Genomic DNA, 19,072 nt, shown 5'->3' with positions numbered 1-19,072 from the left:
TTGTCGGGCGTGATGAAAAATGAGTACAGATAGAGCGTCTGAGAGTGCGATTAAGCGTGATGAAATAGACTCAGTGCATTCACTGGAATCCAGTGCGGGGCTACTTTCTGCGTCTATTTGCCGTGAGGCGAGGATGAGCCGCGATCCGCGCTTTGATGGTAAGTTTTTTGTGGGCGTATTAACGACGGGGATTTATTGCCGTACCGTGTGTCCTGCCGTCGCGCCAAAAGAGCAGAATGTGCGTTATTTTGATTCGGCCGTGAAAGCCGCACAAGCTGGATTACGCCCGTGTTTGCGTTGTCGGCCCGACAGTGCGCCAGGCTCAAATCCATGGAAAGGCACAGGCACTACGTTGGCGAGAGCAATTAGTTTAATTGAAGCGGGCGCCTTAGCGGGGAAATCATCGGGAGAGCCAGCGTCGACTGTGACACAATTGGCTGACAGATTAGGGATAAGCAGTCGTTATCTCAATAAACTTTTTACCGAAGGCTTTGGCACTTCGCCTAAACAATATGCCTTATACAGGCAGTTACTGTTTGCAAAACAACTGCTACATCAAACCCAATTACCTATCACCCAAGTCGCGCTGGCGGCGGGTTTCAATAGTATTCGCCGTTTCAATGAGGCATTTAAGCAAACCTTACAATTGACGCCAACTCAATTAAGAAAGACCGCTTTAAACAAGGCGGCAAAGGAGCAGGTTATTGATTCATCAACAGGATTCGGTGAAATTGATACTTTGGGTGAATTTGTACCGCACTATGGATTAACCCTATATCAATACTATCGACCCCCATTAGATTGGGCATCGCAGCTGGCATTTTATCGCTTACGTGCAGTGAAAGGAATGGAGTGGTTCACGCCGCAAGTCAGTCATCCACAAGCGAGTGATGCAGTTCAAATTGCAGATGAGACCAATGTTTCAGCAGAAGCCAATGCTGACGATAACGGGCTCGAATATGGTCGCTGTTTTGCCATCGGCAAGATGCGCGGCACAGTGCAAATTATCCATGAGCCTAAGCTGAATCGCTTCAAACTTGCGATTGCTTTGACCGAAGATTCCGCCGTTGATGAGCTGCAATTGCTGGTCACTGAGGTGCGGCGCATTTTAGATCTCGATGCGGATATGCAACAGATTGAACAAGGCTTAAGTGCGCTACCGAGTTTAGGATTAACACCGTTTTCGGGATTGCGCATTCCTGGCGCAGGATCTTTGTTTGAAGCGGTTTGCCGCGCCATCTTGGGTCAGCAAGTGACGGTAGTACAGGCGACTAAACTACTGAATATATTGGTTGAAGCCTATGGCGAGTGTTTTAGTCTCAATGGCCGCGAGTATCGATTATTCCCAACACCCGAGGCGATTCGTGAGGCGAGTTTAACTGAGCTAAAAATGCCGGGCGCCCGTAAATTAGCGCTCAATGCGCTCGCGGCGTTTATCTGCGAACATCCTGAGGCAAGTGTCGATGATTGGCTCAGCGTTAAAGGCATAGGTCCTTGGACGATAGCGTATGCCAAGCTTCGTGGCTTAGGTGATCCAAACGTGTTTTTGCATTCGGATTTGATTGTTAAAAAGCATTTATTGGCCTTATATATCAAGAACAATAAGTTAGATGAAACGGCAGCCGCGGTAGTGAGCTATCCCCAATTGTGCGAGCAGCTGAGCCAACAAATTGCCCCTTGGGGCAGTTACTTAACCTTTCAGCTCTGGCACCAATAACCATCAAGCCGCCTCACATTGAACTGCCAGTTTAAAAAGATGAGTTAGCAGTTCAGTTGAGTACCAAATTAAGATCAAACAAAGAGCAAACGAAGAGACAGATTATGAAACATGCGATTCGTCAATTGAGCCAAGCGCCAAGCATTGCAGAATATCAACCCTGCGCCGTGGATACGTTTATCAGTCCTGCCGGAATATTGCAGTTAAATGCCAATGCTTATGGACTGAGTCATTTAACCGTTGTTGGCTCGGATCGCGCTGAGATTGCGCTTGCCAAGGTGAGTGAGGATGCCCTTAATCAAGCTAAGGCACATATTCGCGAAACTCAGGCGCAGCTCGCGGATTACTTTGCGGGTGAGCGGGTTGAATTTGATTTAAAGCTCGCGCCCAAGGGCACTGAATTTCAGCGCGACGTATGGCAAGCCTTGCTCAATTTAGATTACGGCCAGAGCTGCAGTTATGGGCAGATTGCCGAGCAAATCGGTCGGCCTAAGGCAGTGCGCGCCGTGGGCGCGGCTAATGGCGCTAATCCAATCGCGATTATCGTGCCTTGCCATAGAGTGATAGGCAAAAATGGCAAGTTAACGGGTTACGCCTACGGGCTTGCGATGAAACAGCAGTTGTTAACGCTGGAAACTGACAAGCACTGCCTCGATATTTAAGCTAGAATAGCCGCCTATTAAGATATTGGTGAGCAGTTAAACTTTCTATGACTCAGGCTTCTTCCTCTGCGGCAAGCTTTGCCCAACTCGGCATTATTGCACCTTTGCTAAATCGACTAACCGAATTAGCGTATGTTTCGCCCACACCAGTACAGGCGGCGACGATTCCCGCTGTGCTCGCTGGGCGGGATGTGTTAGCCGGCGCCAATACGGGCTCGGGTAAAACGGCAGCCTTTGCCGTGCCGCTGTTGCAGCAACTTGTTGAAGCAAAAACAGACGATAAGACAGGCGCTTATGTTCGTTGTTTGGTCTTAGTACCCACCCGTGAATTAGCCCAGCAAGTCGCAGACAGCTTTCTGTCCTATGCCTCGCATTTGAATGGCAAGCTAAAAATTGTCGCCGCGTTTGGCGGTGTGTCAGTCAATGCGCAAATGCAGAGCCTACGCGCAGGTGCTGACGTATTAGTGGCAACGCCGGGTCGTTTGTTAGATCTGTTGTCCAGCAATGCCATCAAACTTAACCGCGTTAGTGCCTTAGTGCTCGATGAAGCCGACCGCATGTTAAGCCTTGGTTTTACCGAAGAATTAGCCCAAGTGCTCGACGCGTTGCCCGCCAAGAAACAAACCTTATTATTCTCAGCGACATTCCCTGAAGAAGTCCGTGAATTAACGGCAAAACTACTGAATGATCCGCTTGAATATCAATTTCAAAGTGAACAAGAAAGCACAATTCATCAGCGGGTGATTACCGTTAATCGTCCGATGAAAACCGCATTATTGGCGCATCTGATTAAAGAACATCAGTGGTCACAGGCGTTGATTTTTGTGAGTGCCAAAAATACCTGTAATCATTTAGCGCAAAAGTTGTCTAAACGTGGGATCAGTGCGGAAGTCTTCCATGGCGATAAAGCCCAAGGCGCACGTACGCGAGTGCTCGATGGCTTTAAAAATGGTGAGATCAGTGTGTTAATCGCCACTGACATTGCCGCCCGCGGTATCGATATCGATAAACTGCCCGTGGTGATCAACTTTGATTTACCAAGAAGCCCTGCGGATTATATGCATCGCATTGGCCGTAGTGGCCGCGCCGGTGAAGCAGGCTTAGCCGTGACCTTGATTTCCCATGAGGATTATCACCACTTTGGCGTGATAGAGAAAAAGAACAAGCTTAAGTTAGTGCGTGAGCAAATTGTCGGTTTTGAAGCCGATGACGAAATGCCAGCCGAACTGTTAGAACAAGCTAAACCTGTCGCCAAGCCCGAAGGTACGGGTAAAAAAAAACGTAAACAGTTACCACCTGCCAATGCTGAATTTTGGGGTAAAAAGTCTTAAGTCGTTGGAAACAAGCTATTCTTAGCTTATCTCTGACGTCCCTTGTCATCTCACTTGTCGTAGGTAAGGTTTATGCAACACTTATTCTGGTTAGTTGAAGGTAAAGTCGCAGGGCGCAGTGGTCCCAATAAAGATCCTTGGGATTTGCAGGCGCTTAAAGAGGCCGGTATTGGTGCCATCCTGTCGGTCAATGGGGGCGAAGGCTGTGAGCCTAGCACCTTTAAAAAGCTCGATTTACGTTACGAATGTATTCCCTTTTCGCGCAATGTGCCGCCCCAAGATGGGGATGTGGCGATTTGTGTCGCTCAATTGCCCAAGGCATTAGCTTTTATTCAGCAGTGTGAAGCCGATGGCTTACCTGTGGTGATCCATTGTCGCTCGGGTAAGGATCGCACCAGTCTCATCATGGCCTATTACTTGATGGTCAATGGTGCTGCGCCATTACACGCTGTCAGCCAAGTTCGCAGTATTCGCGATATCGCCTTTACTGCCGATGGCTGGGATCAATTCGCCTTTGACGTTTTGTACGCATTACAAGACTAAGCCTTTTTTAGGCGACTTAGAGTCGAACCTATTCATTAATAGGCATAATAGTTTCATTCGTTTGACCTTAGTCATCAAATTTTTACTGTGTTAAGGTTAAGCTATCCGCAGGTTGGTTTTAGTGAGTTATCTATCTAATTATGAAAAGTAAGGCAAGTCAGTCACAGGGATTACTACTGTTTCGGTTATCACAGACTCAAGTGTTTGCCTTAGGCACGTTGAAAGTGCGTGAGCTGGTGCCGTACACACGTCTCAGTAAAATTCCTCAATCTCATCCGACGATTCTGGGGGCTTCAACTATCCGCGGCCATACGATTCCTATCATAGATATGGCAGCAGCGATTGGTTATCGGCCGATTGCCCCTGAAGAGCGGGAAAAGTGCTACATCATCATCACGGATTGTCAGCGGATGATCATTGGTTTCTTAGTGCGTGGTATTGATAAGATTATCGAATGTAACTGGCGTGATATTGAGGCTCCTTCGTCTAGTTTGGGTAAAAATGCCTATTTGACGGGCGTGACACGTTTTGAGGACCAACTGGTACAGTTGCTTGACGTTGAACTGTTATTGTCGAAAATCTTCCCCGATAATCCAAAGGCGAATCGGGCTATTTTGACCGACGTACAACGTGAAAAACTCAAGCCTATGAATATCCTTTTAGTGGATGATTCTAAGGTGGCACGTAAGCAGTTATCCGACGCCCTTGATATGATTAACATTCCTTATCGAGTGACCGCCGACGGTAAAGAAGCGCTAATCATGATGGAGCAAGCGGCACTGGAACATCACCCGATAGATATTCTGGTGAGTGATATCGAGATGCCGGGACTGGATGGTTACGAACTGGCTTTTGAAGTGCGTGATAATCCACTGACAGCCAAGGCTTACATTATTTTGCACACTTCTTTATCCAGCGAAATTAGCGTGAGTCAGGCCCATCAAGTAGGGGCAAATGAAGCACTGACTAAGTTCGATGCCCACGAGTTAATCGATGCTATGTTACGGGGCGCCGATCTCGCCTTAGACAAGCGCTAATCTGGCGCTTGTTAGTTTTTTGTATGCTTTTTGCGGGGCTAGGGTAATTTAGTTAGCTTATTTCCCCTCAAAACTAGACAAGTCCAGTCACATCCTATAAAAACCTTATTGGCCTCATTTCCGAAGGTGCGCGTTGGGGATCTCAACCGAAATATAATAACGATAGGTTAAACCATGAAACAAGAATCATCATTGTTAGCTAAGTTGGCTAATGGCAGTCTAGTAATACAAATCTTTTTGGGGATAATCGCTGGTGTGGTCTTAGCCAGTTTTTCACCGAGTAGCGCGAAAGATATCGCCTTCTTAGGCAGTTTATTTGTTGGGGCATTGAAAGCGATCGCTCCCATCTTAGTATTTATCTTAGTGGCGTCATCGATTGCCAACCAAAAGAAGAATACCCAAACCAATATGCGTCCCATTGTGGTGCTGTACTTATTCGGCACTTTTGCGGCCGCATTAACCGCAGTGCTCCTGAGTTCAATTTTCCCGACTAATTTAGTCTTAGTTGCGGGCGTGGAAGGCACCAGCCCACCACAGGGCATTGGTGAAGTCATCCATACCTTGTTATTCAAACTGGTTGATAACCCAGTGAATGCGTTAATGACGGGCAACTATATTGGTATTCTCGCTTGGGGTGTGGGCTTAGGTTTAGCCCTACATCATGCTACCGATTCGACTAAGCAAGTGTTTGCCGATATGAGCCACGGTATTTCACAAATGGTGCGTTTTATTATCCGTTTAGCGCCTATCGGTATTTTTGGTCTCGTTGCGGCGACATTTGCCGAAACCGGTTTTGCGGCGATTGCAGGCTATGCCCAGTTATTGGCCGTGCTATTAGGTGCGATGGCTATTATTGCTTTAGTCGTTAATCCATTGATTGTGTACGTGAAGATTAAACGTAATCCGTATCCGCTGGTATTTCAATGCTTGCGTGAAAGTGGTGTGACGGCGTTTTTTACTCGCTCGAGCGCGGCAAACATTCCGGTGAATATGGCGCTGTGTGAAAAGTTAAAGCTGCATGAAGACACTTATTCCGTTTCTATTCCCTTAGGTGCCACCATCAACATGGGCGGCGCGGCGATCACTATTACCGTATTGACCTTGGCTGCGGCGCATACCTTAGGCATTCAAGTCGATTTACTGACCGCATTGTTACTGAGTGTTGTTGCTGCTGTTTCAGCTTGCGGCGCATCGGGTGTGGCGGGTGGTTCATTATTATTGATCCCACTGGCTTGTAGCTTGTTTGGTATTTCTAACGATGTTGCCATGCAAGTGGTTGCTGTTGGCTTTATTATTGGTGTGGTTCAAGATGCAGCCGAAACTGCACTGAACAGCTCAACTGACGTTATCTTTACTGCTGCCGCTTGTGAAGCCGCTGAGAATAAAGCTAAACTGAGTTAACGAGTGCTGTTATTCGTATCGAAAAGTATTATGGAAGCAGTCACTTAGGTGGCTGCTTTTTTATGGGAGTCGTTATGATCTTTTTTGATTTTAGCGTGCTAGATGCTGCAAAGCCCTGGTATGGAATAAATGACACTGTGATGGGCGGTTTGTCCCGCAGTAAAATGACGGTTTCACCTTTAGGTTATGGTGAGTTTAGTGGCCATGTGTCGCTGGCAAATGGCGGCGGGTTTGCCTCAGTGCGCTGTGAGTTTAGCCCCATAGATGTCAGTGAATTTACTGGGATTTACCTCGAACTCGATGGCGACCGAACTAAAGACTATAAAGTGAATTTAAAGGATGTCGACACACCGCAAAGTACGGTATATCAAGCGCCTATGCCCACACCCACTCACCAAACCTTTGGTGTGAGTAGTGCCAGAGTATTGAATTGGCAGCGGATTGAAATTCCCTTCAGTGATTTTAAGCCCCAATGTCGGGGTAAACCCATTTCCCGTCCGAATATAGTATTGAGTCAGTTGTGCAGCTTAGGGTTAGTGATTGGCGCCCAGCAAAGTGGCGACTTTTCATTGAAAATCAGAGAAATCGGCTACTACTAGCGATTATAGTGAGTTTCCTATGGTGAATTTATTGTCGCGAGTTTCTTACTGCTAAGTGCTTATGGCAGATGGCTTGTTGCTAATGGCGCGGGTCATCTCAAGGCTTAATTGAATAAGAAAAAGAAAAAGGATAAGGCCGAGGCACTTATCCTTATGGTGGCGGTGCCAAATAGTGAACTTGGCGAAAGCCGCAGCTTAAGCGCCGATAATCCCTAATGGTTTGGCGGTTTGCCACGCACCGCGGGTAAAATCAGGGAAGGTGACTGAGTTACTGCGGTCATTGAGTGAATGTTCACTTAAGATATTCACCACCGACCAAGATGCACCATCGTACACATCCTGATCTAAAGCCTCACCATTGCGTAGGCAATAAATCATGCGCCATAGCATCACAAAGTCCATGCCGCCGTGGCCGCCGTTAATTTCAGCCTCTTTTCCTATGCGCTGCCACAGTGGATGATCGTATTTGTCGTACCACTTTTGCATGTCCATATCCCACTCGTGGTAACTTTGACCAAAGCCACCATTTTCGACGGCGATCCGATTCGGGAAGCCGGCAAACACGCCATTTGTCCCTTGGATCAAATTGTGGCGACTGTAAGGTCTTGGGGTCGTCGTGTCATGCTGGACCATGATGGTTCGGCCCTTAACGGTTTTAATCAGGCTGGTATTGATATCCCCATTGATGTACTTGAGCTGATTACGCTCATGATCGGCGGGGAATTCACGCTTAGCATAAAGCGCACGGCCAAGGGCGGGGGAACTCATCGAGGTCAGATAATCGAATCGGTCACCGCGGTTAATGTTCATATACTGGGAGACTGGCCCTAAACCGTGGGTTGGGTATAAGTTGCCGTTACGTTTGGTATGCCAGTAAGTCCGCCATGAGCCTGTCTTATGATCTATCTCCTTCATCTGCCAGCGTAGTTCGTGGATATAAGCGGCTTCGCCGTGGAGTAACTCTCCAAACACGCCTTGGCGCACCATGTTGAGCACCATTAGTTCTTCGCGGCCGTAGTTGACGTTCTCCATCATCATGCAGTTTTTCTGAGTTCGCTCAGCGGTATCGACAACTTGCCAGCACTCCTCAACCGTGAGCGCCATTGGCACCTCAACAAAGGCATGTTTGCCGCTTTCCATGGTTTCGATTGCCATAGGCGCGTGCCATTCCCACGGGGTCGAAATAATCACAATATCGATATCATCGCGGCTCAGCAGATCGCGATAGCTCAGGTCATTACCGGTATAGACAGCTGGTTTTGGCCGATTCTGTTTAACGATATGATCTACGGCTCTGTCGAGTACCGCTTGATGGGTATCACAAATGGCTTTGAGTTCAACGCCTTCTAAATGACAGAATTGCTCGACATGGCTAAACCCCCGCTCGCCAACACCGATAAAGCCGACTCGAACCACGTCCATCTTAGGTGCTATGAGTCCGATAACGGATTTACCGGCTTGCGGTTTAGGGGCAACGCTACTGGCGTAGGCATTGAGAGCAATATTGGCAGTAACGAGTCCTGCGGTGGCGGCACCTGCGGCCTTAAGAAAATTACGACGATGAATGTTATGCATAGCGTTTCCTGCTTTATTTTTGTTTTGTAGGGATATTGAAATATCACTTGGTCTTATTTGTACGGTAATTCACTTATGGGTTATATCAGAAACCCCATTTAAATTGGCAATAAAAGATGTAACAAGCTCATTCAACTCGCTAGATAAGTCTTTTAGCTGCCTTTACTTTAGCGATAAGTAAATAGTGATAAAGATCGCGTTTTTATTTGTAGATTGAGCTACACTGCCGATTAATTAGTCAAAGGTATTTATCTTTTATATTTTAAACATTTAGCAAATTTAAATTAACCATAAAGTTACATTTGACGGGCGGTTTGAAGTAATTTGCTGTAGTGGGGAGTAAAGCGTTAAATGGGTTCTATGCTTAATGTACTACCACAACTGACATTCACTTTAGGTGATTGGGTATTGCATAAGGATATCAGGATGTCTGGGATTGAAAAACGCCGTCGCCTTCATTGGCGGGAGACAGATATGCAAAATCGTGAAATTATAGGTCGTTGGTTAGATGGGCGTCCTTTATTGGGTGATAAAATTACCCTATATAAAGAAGACGAAAAATATTTTTTAGAAACTTGGTTTAGCGATGGCTGCCATAGTTTAGATGAAGTCTATATGTCGCAAATCGCTGAAGGCCATAAGCTAGAAGATGTTGGCGGTAATTTCTTTGGTGAATTCTTTATCGTGACACAGTCACAGCAATTACAATTTTGTAATGAGCAGGGCTGTTATTTCCAAGCGGATAAATTAGCCGCCGATGCCGATTTTGCTCAAGGCATGCGCGTCGCTTAAACGACTACAGTCGAATCCGTAAATAACTAAGGTCGCATTTTAGCTCAGTGCTAAGTCGCGACCTTTTGCTTTTATGGGATTGCAGCTATTGGATTGAGTTATTCGCTAAAGGGATGTTTGCTGCTAAAAAAGAGCGGTTTAGCCGAATAGGGATGGGTCAGACTTAAGCTTTGTGCATGTAAGCATAAACGCGGTGCGGCTTTGATAACCTCGGCATCACCGTAAAACTCATCGCCTAAAATCGCATGGCCTAGGGCAAGCATATGCACACGCAATTGATGGGTGCGGCCTGTTTCTGGCGAAAGCTCGACTAAGGTGCTGTTTTCTCTGCGTTCTAGTACACGGTAGTAGGTGAGAGCGCTTTTACCGCCAATCTCTCCAGCCTGTAGCGTCTTTTGATAGGGTGGATGCTCAGTGTCTGGCGCAATCGCGAGGTCAATCATGCCCTGTTCCTGCAGCACATGTCCCATCACTTCGGCAATATAGACTTTCTTACTCTGCCTATCTTGAAACTGCGTTTTTAAATGCGACTCGGCTTTTTTATTACGGGCGAACACCATAATGCCCGAGGTCGCGCAGTCGAGCCGATGCACTAAAATCGTTTCTGGATAAAGGGTTTGTAAGCGGGTTAATGCGCAATCGAAGGTGTGAGCAGCTCGACCCGGATTCGACAATAAGCCTGAAGGTTTATTGATGATAATCAGATCTCTATCTTTATAGCGGATGTCTAGCCAAGGAACTGCTGGGGGCTGGTAATCAAATATCTGCATTTTGTCCTCATTTTTGCGCGGCCATACTAGCAAAATTTACGCAGGCACACAGCATAATCTCATGCTCGCTTATTGCGAGAGGGGGGAGGGCAAATATTCAGCAGGCGTCTTACGGCTCCAAATGCGGGTATAAGCCATCAGCTGCGGATAAAAAGTGCGGAACGCGGTTTCGATTTCGATTTGCATTTTATTGACGACTTTGTGGGCATCTTTAAACAGTGCGGCTTGCGGATGCTGTTTTGCCACTTGTGCTAAGGCGTGTTGTAAGCCTTTTTCCGTGGTGTAGCTGCCTAGCCAATCAGCGCTGCGCATGGTGGGCAAGAGTTTAGCAAGTGCCTCTGGATGGTATGGGTCTACTCCTTGGGCGGCGAAAGAATCTAACGCGTCATAGGCCTTGTGGCTGAATTCATCCAAGGGTTGGTGATGATATTCTTCCCAATAGTAAGCTAAATAGTGATCGAAACTCACGGCCATGAGTTCTGCTGCTATGCTTCTTAAGGGCGCAGGGAAAGCTTCCATTAATTCAATCGTGAGTTCGTGGCTAGCGCATAGGGTATTAATCTCTTGGTTTAACCATAACGCTTGGCGTAACTCAATTGGAGCTTGTGCAATTGGCGCTTGAATATAATTACCCGCCACATTGGCGGCAAGGTGTGTTTTACTGATGTCGGCGAGATGTAAGTGTGTAAGAAAGTTCATTATTTTGCGCTTGGTTAACCACGTCGGTTCACGGTATCATGCACAAGCGCGCTTAGGAAAGCACGGAAGCTAAAAATGCAGTATTTTTTCACTTTTTAGGATCATGGATGATGTGGAACTGGTTCACCAAAATGCTTGGTAGAGACGAGCAGCCGAAGCGCAAAAAAGTGCTGGTAGAAATCCCCTTTGAACAACACCGTTTTAGCATGGATGATTTCAGCCGTTCACGGCTTAAATTCGATGCCGATGACAATCAGCCCCAAGATGGCGTCAATCCTGTGGATCCCGAGCAAGAAGTGGACGCTGGCAATAAGTAATCTTGATATTCTTGGCCTCTAACCATAGACTAGCCGCCGTTCTAAGCTACCTAGAGGCCAATCATGCGCGTTGCAGACTTTTCTTTCGATCTCCCCGATGAGCTGATCGCTCGTTATCCTATGGCGCAGCGTAATGCATCACGTCTGTTAACCTTAGACGGCAATTCTGGCGCGTTAGGCGACAAACAGTTTACCGATCTGTTGGGGATGATTAATCCCGGCGATTTAATGGTGTTCAACAATACCCGAGTGATCCCCGCGCGTATGTTTGGCCAAAAGGCCAGCGGCGGTAAGTTAGAAATCTTAGTTGAGCGTATGCTCGATGATAAGCGCATCCTCGCCCATGTTCGCAGCTCTAAATCCCCGAAAGTCGATTCGTTCATTCTGCTCGACGGTGGCTATCAAATGAAGATGGTCGCCCGTCACGATACCTTGTTTGAACTTGAACTGTTATCCGAGTTGACCATTCTAGAGGTGCTCGAAGCCGTAGGGCACATGCCGTTACCGCCTTATATCGACAGACCCGATGAAGATGCTGACAAAGAGCGCTATCAAACTGTGTATAACCAAAACCCAGGCGCCGTTGCCGCGCCAACGGCGGGGTTACATTTTGACGATGCCATGCTCGATGCATTAAAAGCCAAGGGTGTGAATATCGCCTTTGTGACTTTGCATGTGGGCGCGGGAACGTTTCAACCGGTGCGTGTTGATACCATTCTTGAGCACAAGATGCATTCTGAGTGGGCCAATGTGCCGCAGGATGTGGTCGATTTAATCGCGCAAACCAAAGCGGCGGGTAAACGCGTCGTGGCTGTTGGTACAACATCTGTACGTTCCTTAGAAAGTGCGGCACGCGCCAGCCAAGGTGAACTCAAAGCCTTTAGCGGTGATACCGACATCTTTATTTATCCCGGTTATCAATTCCAAGTGGTCGATGCCATGGTGACGAACTTCCACCTCCCTGAATCGACCCTCATCATGTTAGTCAGTGCATTTGCGGGTTTTGATCATGTTATGGCGGCGTATCAACATGCTATCGCGCAAAAATATCGCTTCTTTAGCTATGGCGATGCCATGTTTGTGACGAAAAAAGCCCACTAGACCAAGATTTTGTTTTAAAATAGCCGCCCAAAGTGAGTATGGGCGGCAACTTTTTTTCGTCAAAAGGTTGAACCTTTTAACGCTGTCCCCATCTCTATTGTTAATCAAAATGGCATTAGCCATTAAAAATGTAGTCAGACTGTTTATCTGGCGAGGTGAATTATGAAATTTGAATTAGATACTACCGACGGCCGTGCGCGCCGTGGTCGGTTGATTTTTGACCGTGGCACTGTAGAAACCCCAGCATTTATGCCTGTGGGAACCTACGGCACAGTTAAAGGTATGACGCCAGAGGAAGTACGTGCCACAGGCGCGGACATTCTGCTCGGTAACACTTTCCATTTATGGTTGCGCCCAGGCGAAGAAATCATGCGTAAGCACGGTGACTTGCATGATTTTATGAACTGGCAGCGTCCGATTTTAACTGACTCGGGTGGTTTCCAAGTATTCAGTCTTGGCGATATCCGTAAGATCACCGAAGAAGGTGTGCATTTCCGTTCGCCAATCAATGGCGAGAAAATCTTCTTAGATCCTGAAAAATCAATGCAAATCCAAGATGCATTGGGCAGTGATGTGGTGATGATTTTTGACGAATGTACGCCATATCCCGCAACTGAAGACGAAGCACGTAAGTCAATGCAGATGTCTCTGCGTTGGGCGAGACGTTCACGTGATGAATTTGACCGTCTAGAGAACCCTAACTCTCTGTTCGGTATTATTCAGGGCGGTGTGTATGAAGATTTACGCGACGAAAGCTTAAAAGGCTTAGTCGATATTGGTTTTGACGGTTATGCCGTCGGTGGTTTGGCCGTAGGTGAGCCTAAAGCGGATATGCATCGCATTCTTGAGCATATTTGCCCGCAAATTCCTGCAGACAAACCTCGCTATCTGATGGGGGTCGGTAAACCAGAAGATTTAGTTGAAGGTGTACGTCGTGGTGTTGACATGTTTGACTGTGTGATGCCAACCCGTAATGCCCGCAACGGTCATCTGTTTACGAGTGAAGGTGTGATCAAAATACGCAATGCGCGTCATAGAGATGACACGTCACCACTTGATACTAAGTGTGATTGTTATACCTGTAAAAATTATTCACGGGCGTACCTTTACCACTTAGATCGTTGTAATGAGATTCTGGGTGCGCGTTTAAACACCATTCACAACTTGAGATACTATCAAATGTTAATGGAAGGTTTGCGCGGTGCGATTGAGACGGGTACATTAGACGCCTTTGTGGCGGACTTCTATACCAGTCAAGGTCGCGAAGTACCAGAGTTAGTCGATTGATTTTTTGCTAATAAGAAGAGAAAACTATGTTTATTTCAAATGCATACGCAAGCGCTGCCGGCGCACCACAAGGTGGCGGCACGATGGAATTGATTTTCATGCTGGCAATTTTCGGCCTGATTTTCTATTTCATGATTTTCCGTCCGCAATCAAAACGCGTTAAAGAGCACAAAAACCTGATGTCATCAATCAGCAAAGGCGACGAAGTGCTGACCAGTGGCGGGATTTTAGGCAAGATTGCAAAAATCAGCGACGAAAGCGATTACGTGTTACTGAGCTTAAACGACACGACTCAAATCACGATCAAAAAAGACTATATTGCAGCTGTATTGCCTAAGGGCTCTATCCAGTCGTTGTAAGCCAAGAGGGCTCAGGCGTGTTAAATAAATACCCAATGTGGAAAAACATTATGGTGATGCTCGTCATCGCCATAGGTTGTTTCTATGCCGTACCGAACCTTTTTGGTGAAGATCACGCGGTGCAAGTGGTGGCGACTCGAGGTGCTGAAGTCACGGCATCAACCCAAGCCAGTGTGAACGAGCTGTTAGCCAGTAAGGGCATTGCGGTAAAGCGCTCTGAGCTTGAAAAAGGTCAGTTGTTGGTCCGTGTGCAAAATGCGGATCAACAGCTACTGGCGAAAGAATTAATTGCTGACAGCTTAGGTGACAAGTTCACTGTGGCGCTCAACTTAGCCCCAGCGACGCCTAAATGGCTCGAGTCTATGGGCGGCAGCCCAATGAAACTCGGTCTCGACCTTCGCGGCGGTGTGCATTTCTTAATGGAAGTGGACATGGGCGAAGCGATTCGCAAGATGGAAGAGGCTAAAGTTGCCGATTTCCGTTCACAACTACGCGAAGAGAAAATTCGTTATGCTGGTATTCGTAGCAATACCACTGGTATCGAAATCAAGTTCCGTGATGCTGAAAGTCTCGCGAGTGCCGAGCGTTTTCTTAAGTCTCGCAGTAAAGATATGGTGTTCACTGATGCTAGCCGTGGCGAAGATTTTGCCCTGCAAGCTGTGATGAGTGACGTGTATCTTAAGCAGATTAAAGAAGAAGCACTGCAACAAAACATTACGACCATTCGTAACCGTGTAAACGAGTTAGGTGTGGCTGAGCCTGTAGTACAACGTCAAGGCGCCGAGCGCATTATCGTTGAGCTGCCAGGTGTGCAAGATACGGCTCGCGCCAAGGAAATCTTAGGTGCAACCGCATCGATTGAATTCCACATGGTCGATGACAAAGCTGATCCTAATGCTGCGCAATCAGGCCGTTTACCAGCGGGTTCTGAAGTGTACCAGCGCCGCGAAGGTGGCACTGTGATATTGAAGAAAGAAGTTATGTTGACCGGTGATCATATCACGGGCGCACAACCTAGCTTTGACCAGTACAGTCGTCCACAGGTTAGCATCAACCTTGATGCGAAAGGCGGCACCATTTTCTCTGACGTGACCAAAGACAATATAGGCAAGCCTATGGCGACATTGTTCATCGAATATAAAGACAGTGGTGAGCGCAATGCCGACGGCAGCGTTAAGATGCAGAAAATCCAAGAAGTGATTTCTGTCGCGACCATTCAAGCGCGTTTAGGCCGTAACTTTGTGATCACTGGCTTAAGCCATGGTGAAGCTCAAAACCTCGCACTATTACTGCGTGCGGGTGCCTTGATTGCCCCAGTGTCGATTGTGGAAGAACGTACCATTGGTCCAAGCTTAGGTGCTGAAAACATTCAAAACGGTGTGCAAGCTATGGTTTGGGGTATGGCGGTTGTCTTACTCTTTATGCTGGTTTACTACCGTGGCTTTGGTCTTATCGCCAACATAGCGTTAACCGCAAACTTAGTCATGGTGGTGGGCGTAATGTCTATGATCCCTGGCGCAGTGTTAACCCTACCGGGTATTGCCGGTATGGTGTTGACTGTGGGTATGGCGGTTGACGGTAACGTGCTGATCTATGAGCGTATCCGTGAAGAATTACGTGCGGGCCGTAGCGTCCAGCAGGCCATCCATGAAGGTTATGGTAACGCATTCTCCACCATCGCCGATGCGAACATCACCACTTTCCTAACGGCGCTGATTCTGTTTGCCGTAGGTACAGGCGCTGTTAAAGGCTTCGCGGTGACCTTGATGATAGGTATTGCGACTTCCATGTTTACCGCAATCGTGGGTACTCGCTCAATCGTTAACGCGATTTGGGGTGGTAAGCGCGTGAAGACTCTGTCTATCTAAGGGGAAGTGACAATGCTTGAAATTTTATCTTTAAAACATACGGTAAACTTCCTCCGTCATGCACTGCCTATCAGTATTATGTCGGCTGTATTGGTGCTGGGCTCGCTGGTTTCGCTCGCGACCAATGGCATCAACTGGGGTCTTGATTTCACTGGCGGTACCGTCGTTGAAATGGAGTTCACAAATCCGGTCGATTTAAACGCCCTGCGGGTGCAACTGACGACGCCTGATTCTGAAGGCGCCATTGTGCAAAACTTCGGTTCTAGCCGTGACGTATTAGTACGTTTACAGGTGAAAGAAGGCGTTAAGAGTGACGTGCAAGTTAAGTCTGTCATGGAAGCTGCGCAGAAAGTTGATCCACAGGTTCAGCAGAAGCGTGTTGAGTTCGTTGGCCCACAAGTGGGTAAAGAACTGGCTGAGCAAGGCGCTTTAGCAGTATTAGTCGCGCTTATCTGTATCATGATCTATGTGTCATTCCGTTTCGAATGGCGGCTAGCATTTGGTTCAGTGGCTGCACTGGCGCACGACGTGATCGTGACTTTAGGCGTGTTTTCGGTATTCCAATTGGAATTCGACTTGACCGTTCTGGCGGGTCTATTGACGGTTGTGGGTTACTCACTCAACGATACTATCGTGGTATTTGACCGTATCCGTGAAAACTTCCTTAAGATGCGTAAAAGCGACCCTGAAGAAGTGGTGAATACTTCAATTACTCAAACCATGAGCCGTACAATCATTACTACAGGTACAACCTTAGTGGTGGTCGTGGCCTTGTTCCTTAAGGGCGGCACTATGATCCATGGCTTTGCTACTGCATTGCTGATGGGTATTTTTGTGGGTACGTATTCTTCTATCTATGTGGCCAGTTTCTTGGCCATCAAACTGGGTATCAATCGTGAACACATGATGCCAGTTGAGATTGAGAAAGAAGGCGCAGACCAGCCTCCTATGATGCCTTAAAGGTTACATTCGAGTTAAAAAGCCACCGACGAGGTGGCTTTTTTTTAGCTCGAATTTGAGATAGTTCTGACATTCTGCTAGCAAACTCACAAAGTTATAGTCAGTTATGCTGTAAAAATGGAATGTTAATTAAATTAACAACTGGTGTAAAAATCAGCGCTCGACAGGCTCGGCTATTTAGCAGTAGGATGTCGGCAACCCATATTCCAGAGAGTTGTAGCCGTAGGATGTCGCATGGAAGAACGTAAAGTGTTAGTTGCTGGTGGTAATTTATTGCAAGCCCACACATGGAAAGGTTTATTAGAGGCCTGTGGTATTCATGTTGAGCTCAGAGGTGAAGCGCTATTGGGCGGGATTGGTGAGCTTCCGACAGGGATGCAAAACGTCGAGTTGTGGGTGGGCGAGTCCCAACATGCGTCGGCGCAAGTGCAACTGAATGCGTTGGATGTCGAAAGCCCACAGTGGCAATGTGTGCAGTGCCATGAAACCAATGAAGGCAGTTTTGAGCTGTGCTGGCAATGCAGCTCTGAGCGCAGCGAAAGCCACAATTAGCCTTGGATAGGCAATCACCTTCGCTTTGTGCTGTGGCTGAAAGATTGCGTCTACTGGATGAGAAGATTACACTTTGCTGATAAGCTGACATTCATCATGTCATTCAATATCTTATCTAGGAGTCAGTGATGCCGCATCTCAGTGCTTTTTCCGCCCTTGTTGACGCAATTCTGCCTAACATCACCGAAGTGACCATTGAAGCCTATCAGGCCGATGACAGCTGGCATCTTGTGGATGTGCGTGAGGATCGCGAGTGGCTGCAGGATCATTTACCCCAAGCGAAACATTTAAGCCGGGGTATTTTAGAGCGTGATATCGAAGCACGTTTCCCCGATAAGCATACCCCCATATTACTCTACTGCGCAGGTGGTGCGCGCTCAGCCTTGGCGGCCCATAATCTGCAACTCATGGGCTACACCCGCGTTGCCTCTTTGATAGGTGGCTATAAGGGCTGGGTACAGCGTCAACTGCCAGTCGTGCAGGATTAAGCGTTCAGGATCTCATTTAATGCAATATTTCCCCTTGTTTGTCGATACGGTTAACTTAAATGTTTTGCTGGTGGGGGCGGGTGATGTGGCGAGCCGTAAGCTGGCGCTGCTAACACGTACCGAAGCCAGTATCCATGTGATAGCCCCTGAGGTGAATCCTGAAGTGCAGCGTTATGCCGATACGGGTCGTATTCTGCTATCCCAGCGTGAAGTGGTCCACGCCGATATTCAAAATTATGATCTGGTGTATTTAGCCACGGCAAACGATAGTCTTAATGCCGAGTTGGCGACTCTAGCCACCGCGCGCGGTATTTGGGTTAATGCCGTTGATAATCCGGCATTTTGCCGTTTTATCACCCCTTCGATTGTCGATAGAGGCCGTTTAGTCGTGGCGATCAGCACTGCGGGCGCAGCACCGGTATTTGCACGCACGATTCGCTCGCGCTTAGAATCCAGCCTACCGCAATCACTCAAGCCTTTATTCGACTTTGTCGCCGATAGACGCGTCGAAGTGCAAGACAAGCTCGATTCAACCTCGAAACGCCGTTTATTTTGGGAGCGTTTTTTCGATACCAATGGCGACCGTTTCGATAGTCGTACCGCCGAACATTACCATAATGCGTTTAATCATTTAGTTAGCCGCGGCGAAATCCTTTTGCTGGATGATTCAGCCTCTGTGGACTTACTGCCGCTCGCCGCCATGCCATTATTGCAGCGCCTCGATTGGATCTATAGCCAAGGCGATTTGAGCGATGAATTGGCCGAATTAGTTCGCCGAGATGCTAATCGTGGTGAGTTACCCGCACTCAGTGAATTGAGTCAGCAGTACGAGCAGGGCACTCGCATGTTGCTAGTGGCCGATACGCAAAAAATCAGTCTGTTGAAGGCGCATTTCCCGATGGCTAAGCATCTGCGACCCGGCGCGATTTAATTTCTTATCGATTTTGCCTTGGGTTCGATTTAATCTTCTGTCCGATTGCACTTTCTGTTCGATTTGATGGGCGTATCCTATTG

General features: G+C 47.5%; 20 protein-coding genes. 17 read left to right on the top strand and 3 right to left on the bottom strand.

What is annotated here, in order from left to right; translation table 11 throughout:
* Positions 1-19: 19 nt before the first annotated feature.
* The 7 genes from AC5YB3_RS03645 (at position 20) to AC5YB3_RS03615 (ending at position 7,290) form a co-directional block, all read left to right on the top strand.
* Positions 20-1,717, top strand: a complete 1,698-nt coding sequence (locus tag AC5YB3_RS03645; RefSeq protein ID WP_494526584.1) for a DNA-3-methyladenine glycosylase 2 family protein — start codon at positions 20-22, stop codon at positions 1,715-1,717.
* A gap of 104 nt (positions 1,718-1,821) precedes the next feature.
* Complete coding sequence (locus tag AC5YB3_RS03640; RefSeq protein ID WP_494526583.1) at positions 1,822-2,379, top strand: methylated-DNA--[protein]-cysteine S-methyltransferase; 558 nt, start codon at positions 1,822-1,824, stop codon at positions 2,377-2,379.
* A gap of 47 nt (positions 2,380-2,426) precedes the next feature.
* Positions 2,427-3,710, top strand: coding sequence for a DEAD/DEAH box helicase (locus tag AC5YB3_RS03635; RefSeq protein ID WP_011847215.1), 1,284 nt, complete (start codon positions 2,427-2,429; stop codon positions 3,708-3,710).
* Positions 3,711-3,782: 72 nt separating this feature from the next.
* Positions 3,783-4,253: a phosphatase domain-containing protein gene (locus tag AC5YB3_RS03630; protein ID WP_006082288.1), complete on the top strand. Its 471-nt coding sequence runs from the start codon at positions 3,783-3,785 to the stop codon at positions 4,251-4,253.
* Positions 4,254-4,393: 140 nt separating this feature from the next.
* Positions 4,394-5,290 carry a chemotaxis protein CheV gene (locus AC5YB3_RS03625; protein WP_226060546.1) on the top strand — a complete coding sequence of 299 codons (897 nt, stop codon included), beginning with the start codon at positions 4,394-4,396 and terminating at the stop codon, positions 5,288-5,290.
* Between the two features lie 174 nt (positions 5,291-5,464).
* A complete protein-coding gene (sstT, locus tag AC5YB3_RS03620) occupies positions 5,465-6,691 on the top strand; it encodes a serine/threonine transporter SstT (protein WP_006082286.1) in 1,227 nt (408 codons plus the stop codon).
* Positions 6,692-6,765: 74 nt separating this feature from the next.
* Positions 6,766-7,290, top strand: coding sequence for a CIA30 family protein (locus AC5YB3_RS03615; RefSeq protein WP_006085503.1), 525 nt, complete (start codon positions 6,766-6,768; stop codon positions 7,288-7,290).
* A gap of 195 nt (positions 7,291-7,485) precedes the next feature.
* Here AC5YB3_RS03615 and AC5YB3_RS03610 read toward each other — a convergent pair whose 3' ends face one another.
* Positions 7,486-8,865: a Gfo/Idh/MocA family oxidoreductase gene (locus AC5YB3_RS03610; protein WP_226060543.1), complete on the bottom strand. Its 1,380-nt coding sequence runs from the start codon at positions 8,863-8,865 to the stop codon at positions 7,486-7,488.
* A gap of 351 nt (positions 8,866-9,216) precedes the next feature.
* On the opposite strand from AC5YB3_RS03610, the gene AC5YB3_RS03605 reads away from it, so the two are divergent.
* Positions 9,217-9,657: a hypothetical protein gene (locus tag AC5YB3_RS03605; RefSeq protein WP_006082282.1), complete on the top strand. Its 441-nt coding sequence runs from the start codon at positions 9,217-9,219 to the stop codon at positions 9,655-9,657.
* A 98-nt stretch (positions 9,658-9,755) separates the two neighbouring features.
* Here AC5YB3_RS03605 and AC5YB3_RS03600 read toward each other — a convergent pair whose 3' ends face one another.
* Together AC5YB3_RS03600 and AC5YB3_RS03595 are read right to left on the bottom strand one after the other, a co-directional pair.
* Entirely contained in the window at positions 9,756-10,427 is a 672-nt protein-coding gene (locus tag AC5YB3_RS03600) for an RluA family pseudouridine synthase (RefSeq protein WP_494526582.1), read from the bottom strand.
* A gap of 69 nt (positions 10,428-10,496) precedes the next feature.
* Positions 10,497-11,126: an acyl carrier protein phosphodiesterase gene (locus tag AC5YB3_RS03595; RefSeq protein WP_494526581.1), complete on the bottom strand. Its 630-nt coding sequence runs from the start codon at positions 11,124-11,126 to the stop codon at positions 10,497-10,499.
* Between the two features lie 107 nt (positions 11,127-11,233).
* Here AC5YB3_RS03595 and AC5YB3_RS03590 point away from each other — a divergent pair, with 107 nt between their 5' ends.
* The 9 genes from AC5YB3_RS03590 to AC5YB3_RS03550 all read left to right on the top strand — a co-directional run bounded on the left by AC5YB3_RS03590 (position 11,234) and on the right by AC5YB3_RS03550 (position 18,989).
* Entirely contained in the window at positions 11,234-11,443 is a 210-nt protein-coding gene (locus AC5YB3_RS03590; RefSeq protein WP_006082279.1) for a hypothetical protein, read from the top strand.
* A 63-nt stretch (positions 11,444-11,506) separates the two neighbouring features.
* Positions 11,507-12,544 carry a tRNA preQ1(34) S-adenosylmethionine ribosyltransferase-isomerase QueA gene (gene queA, locus AC5YB3_RS03585; RefSeq protein WP_259566906.1) on the top strand — a complete coding sequence of 346 codons (1,038 nt, stop codon included), beginning with the start codon at positions 11,507-11,509 and terminating at the stop codon, positions 12,542-12,544.
* A gap of 162 nt (positions 12,545-12,706) precedes the next feature.
* The gene (gene tgt, locus AC5YB3_RS03580) at positions 12,707-13,831 is read left to right on the top strand and encodes a tRNA guanosine(34) transglycosylase Tgt (protein WP_006082277.1); all 1,125 of its coding nucleotides are present in this window, start codon (positions 12,707-12,709) and stop codon (positions 13,829-13,831) included.
* Between the two features lie 26 nt (positions 13,832-13,857).
* On the top strand, positions 13,858-14,190 hold the full coding sequence (yajC, locus tag AC5YB3_RS03575) for a preprotein translocase subunit YajC (RefSeq protein ID WP_006082276.1): 333 nt from the start codon (positions 13,858-13,860) through the stop codon (positions 14,188-14,190).
* A 17-nt stretch (positions 14,191-14,207) separates the two neighbouring features.
* Positions 14,208-16,058 carry a protein translocase subunit SecD gene (gene secD, locus AC5YB3_RS03570; protein WP_011847205.1) on the top strand — a complete coding sequence of 617 codons (1,851 nt, stop codon included), beginning with the start codon at positions 14,208-14,210 and terminating at the stop codon, positions 16,056-16,058.
* A 12-nt stretch (positions 16,059-16,070) separates the two neighbouring features.
* Positions 16,071-17,018, top strand: coding sequence for a protein translocase subunit SecF (gene secF / locus AC5YB3_RS03565; protein ID WP_006082274.1), 948 nt, complete (start codon positions 16,071-16,073; stop codon positions 17,016-17,018).
* 234 nt (positions 17,019-17,252) lie between these two features.
* Entirely contained in the window at positions 17,253-17,570 is a 318-nt protein-coding gene (locus tag AC5YB3_RS03560; RefSeq protein WP_006082273.1) for a putative signal transducing protein, read from the top strand.
* A 128-nt stretch (positions 17,571-17,698) separates the two neighbouring features.
* A complete protein-coding gene (locus AC5YB3_RS03555; protein ID WP_311906907.1) occupies positions 17,699-18,058 on the top strand; it encodes a rhodanese-like domain-containing protein in 360 nt (119 codons plus the stop codon).
* 19 nt (positions 18,059-18,077) lie between these two features.
* On the top strand, positions 18,078-18,989 hold the full coding sequence (locus AC5YB3_RS03550) for a precorrin-2 dehydrogenase/sirohydrochlorin ferrochelatase family protein (protein ID WP_259480943.1): 912 nt from the start codon (positions 18,078-18,080) through the stop codon (positions 18,987-18,989).
* The last annotated feature ends 83 nt before the right edge of the window (positions 18,990-19,072 follow it).

The sequence above is a fragment of the Shewanella sp. 1311 genome, from assembly GCF_059338235.1.
The sequence above is the reverse complement of the archived record's forward strand: the minus strand, read 5'-3'. Positions and strand labels throughout refer to the sequence as shown.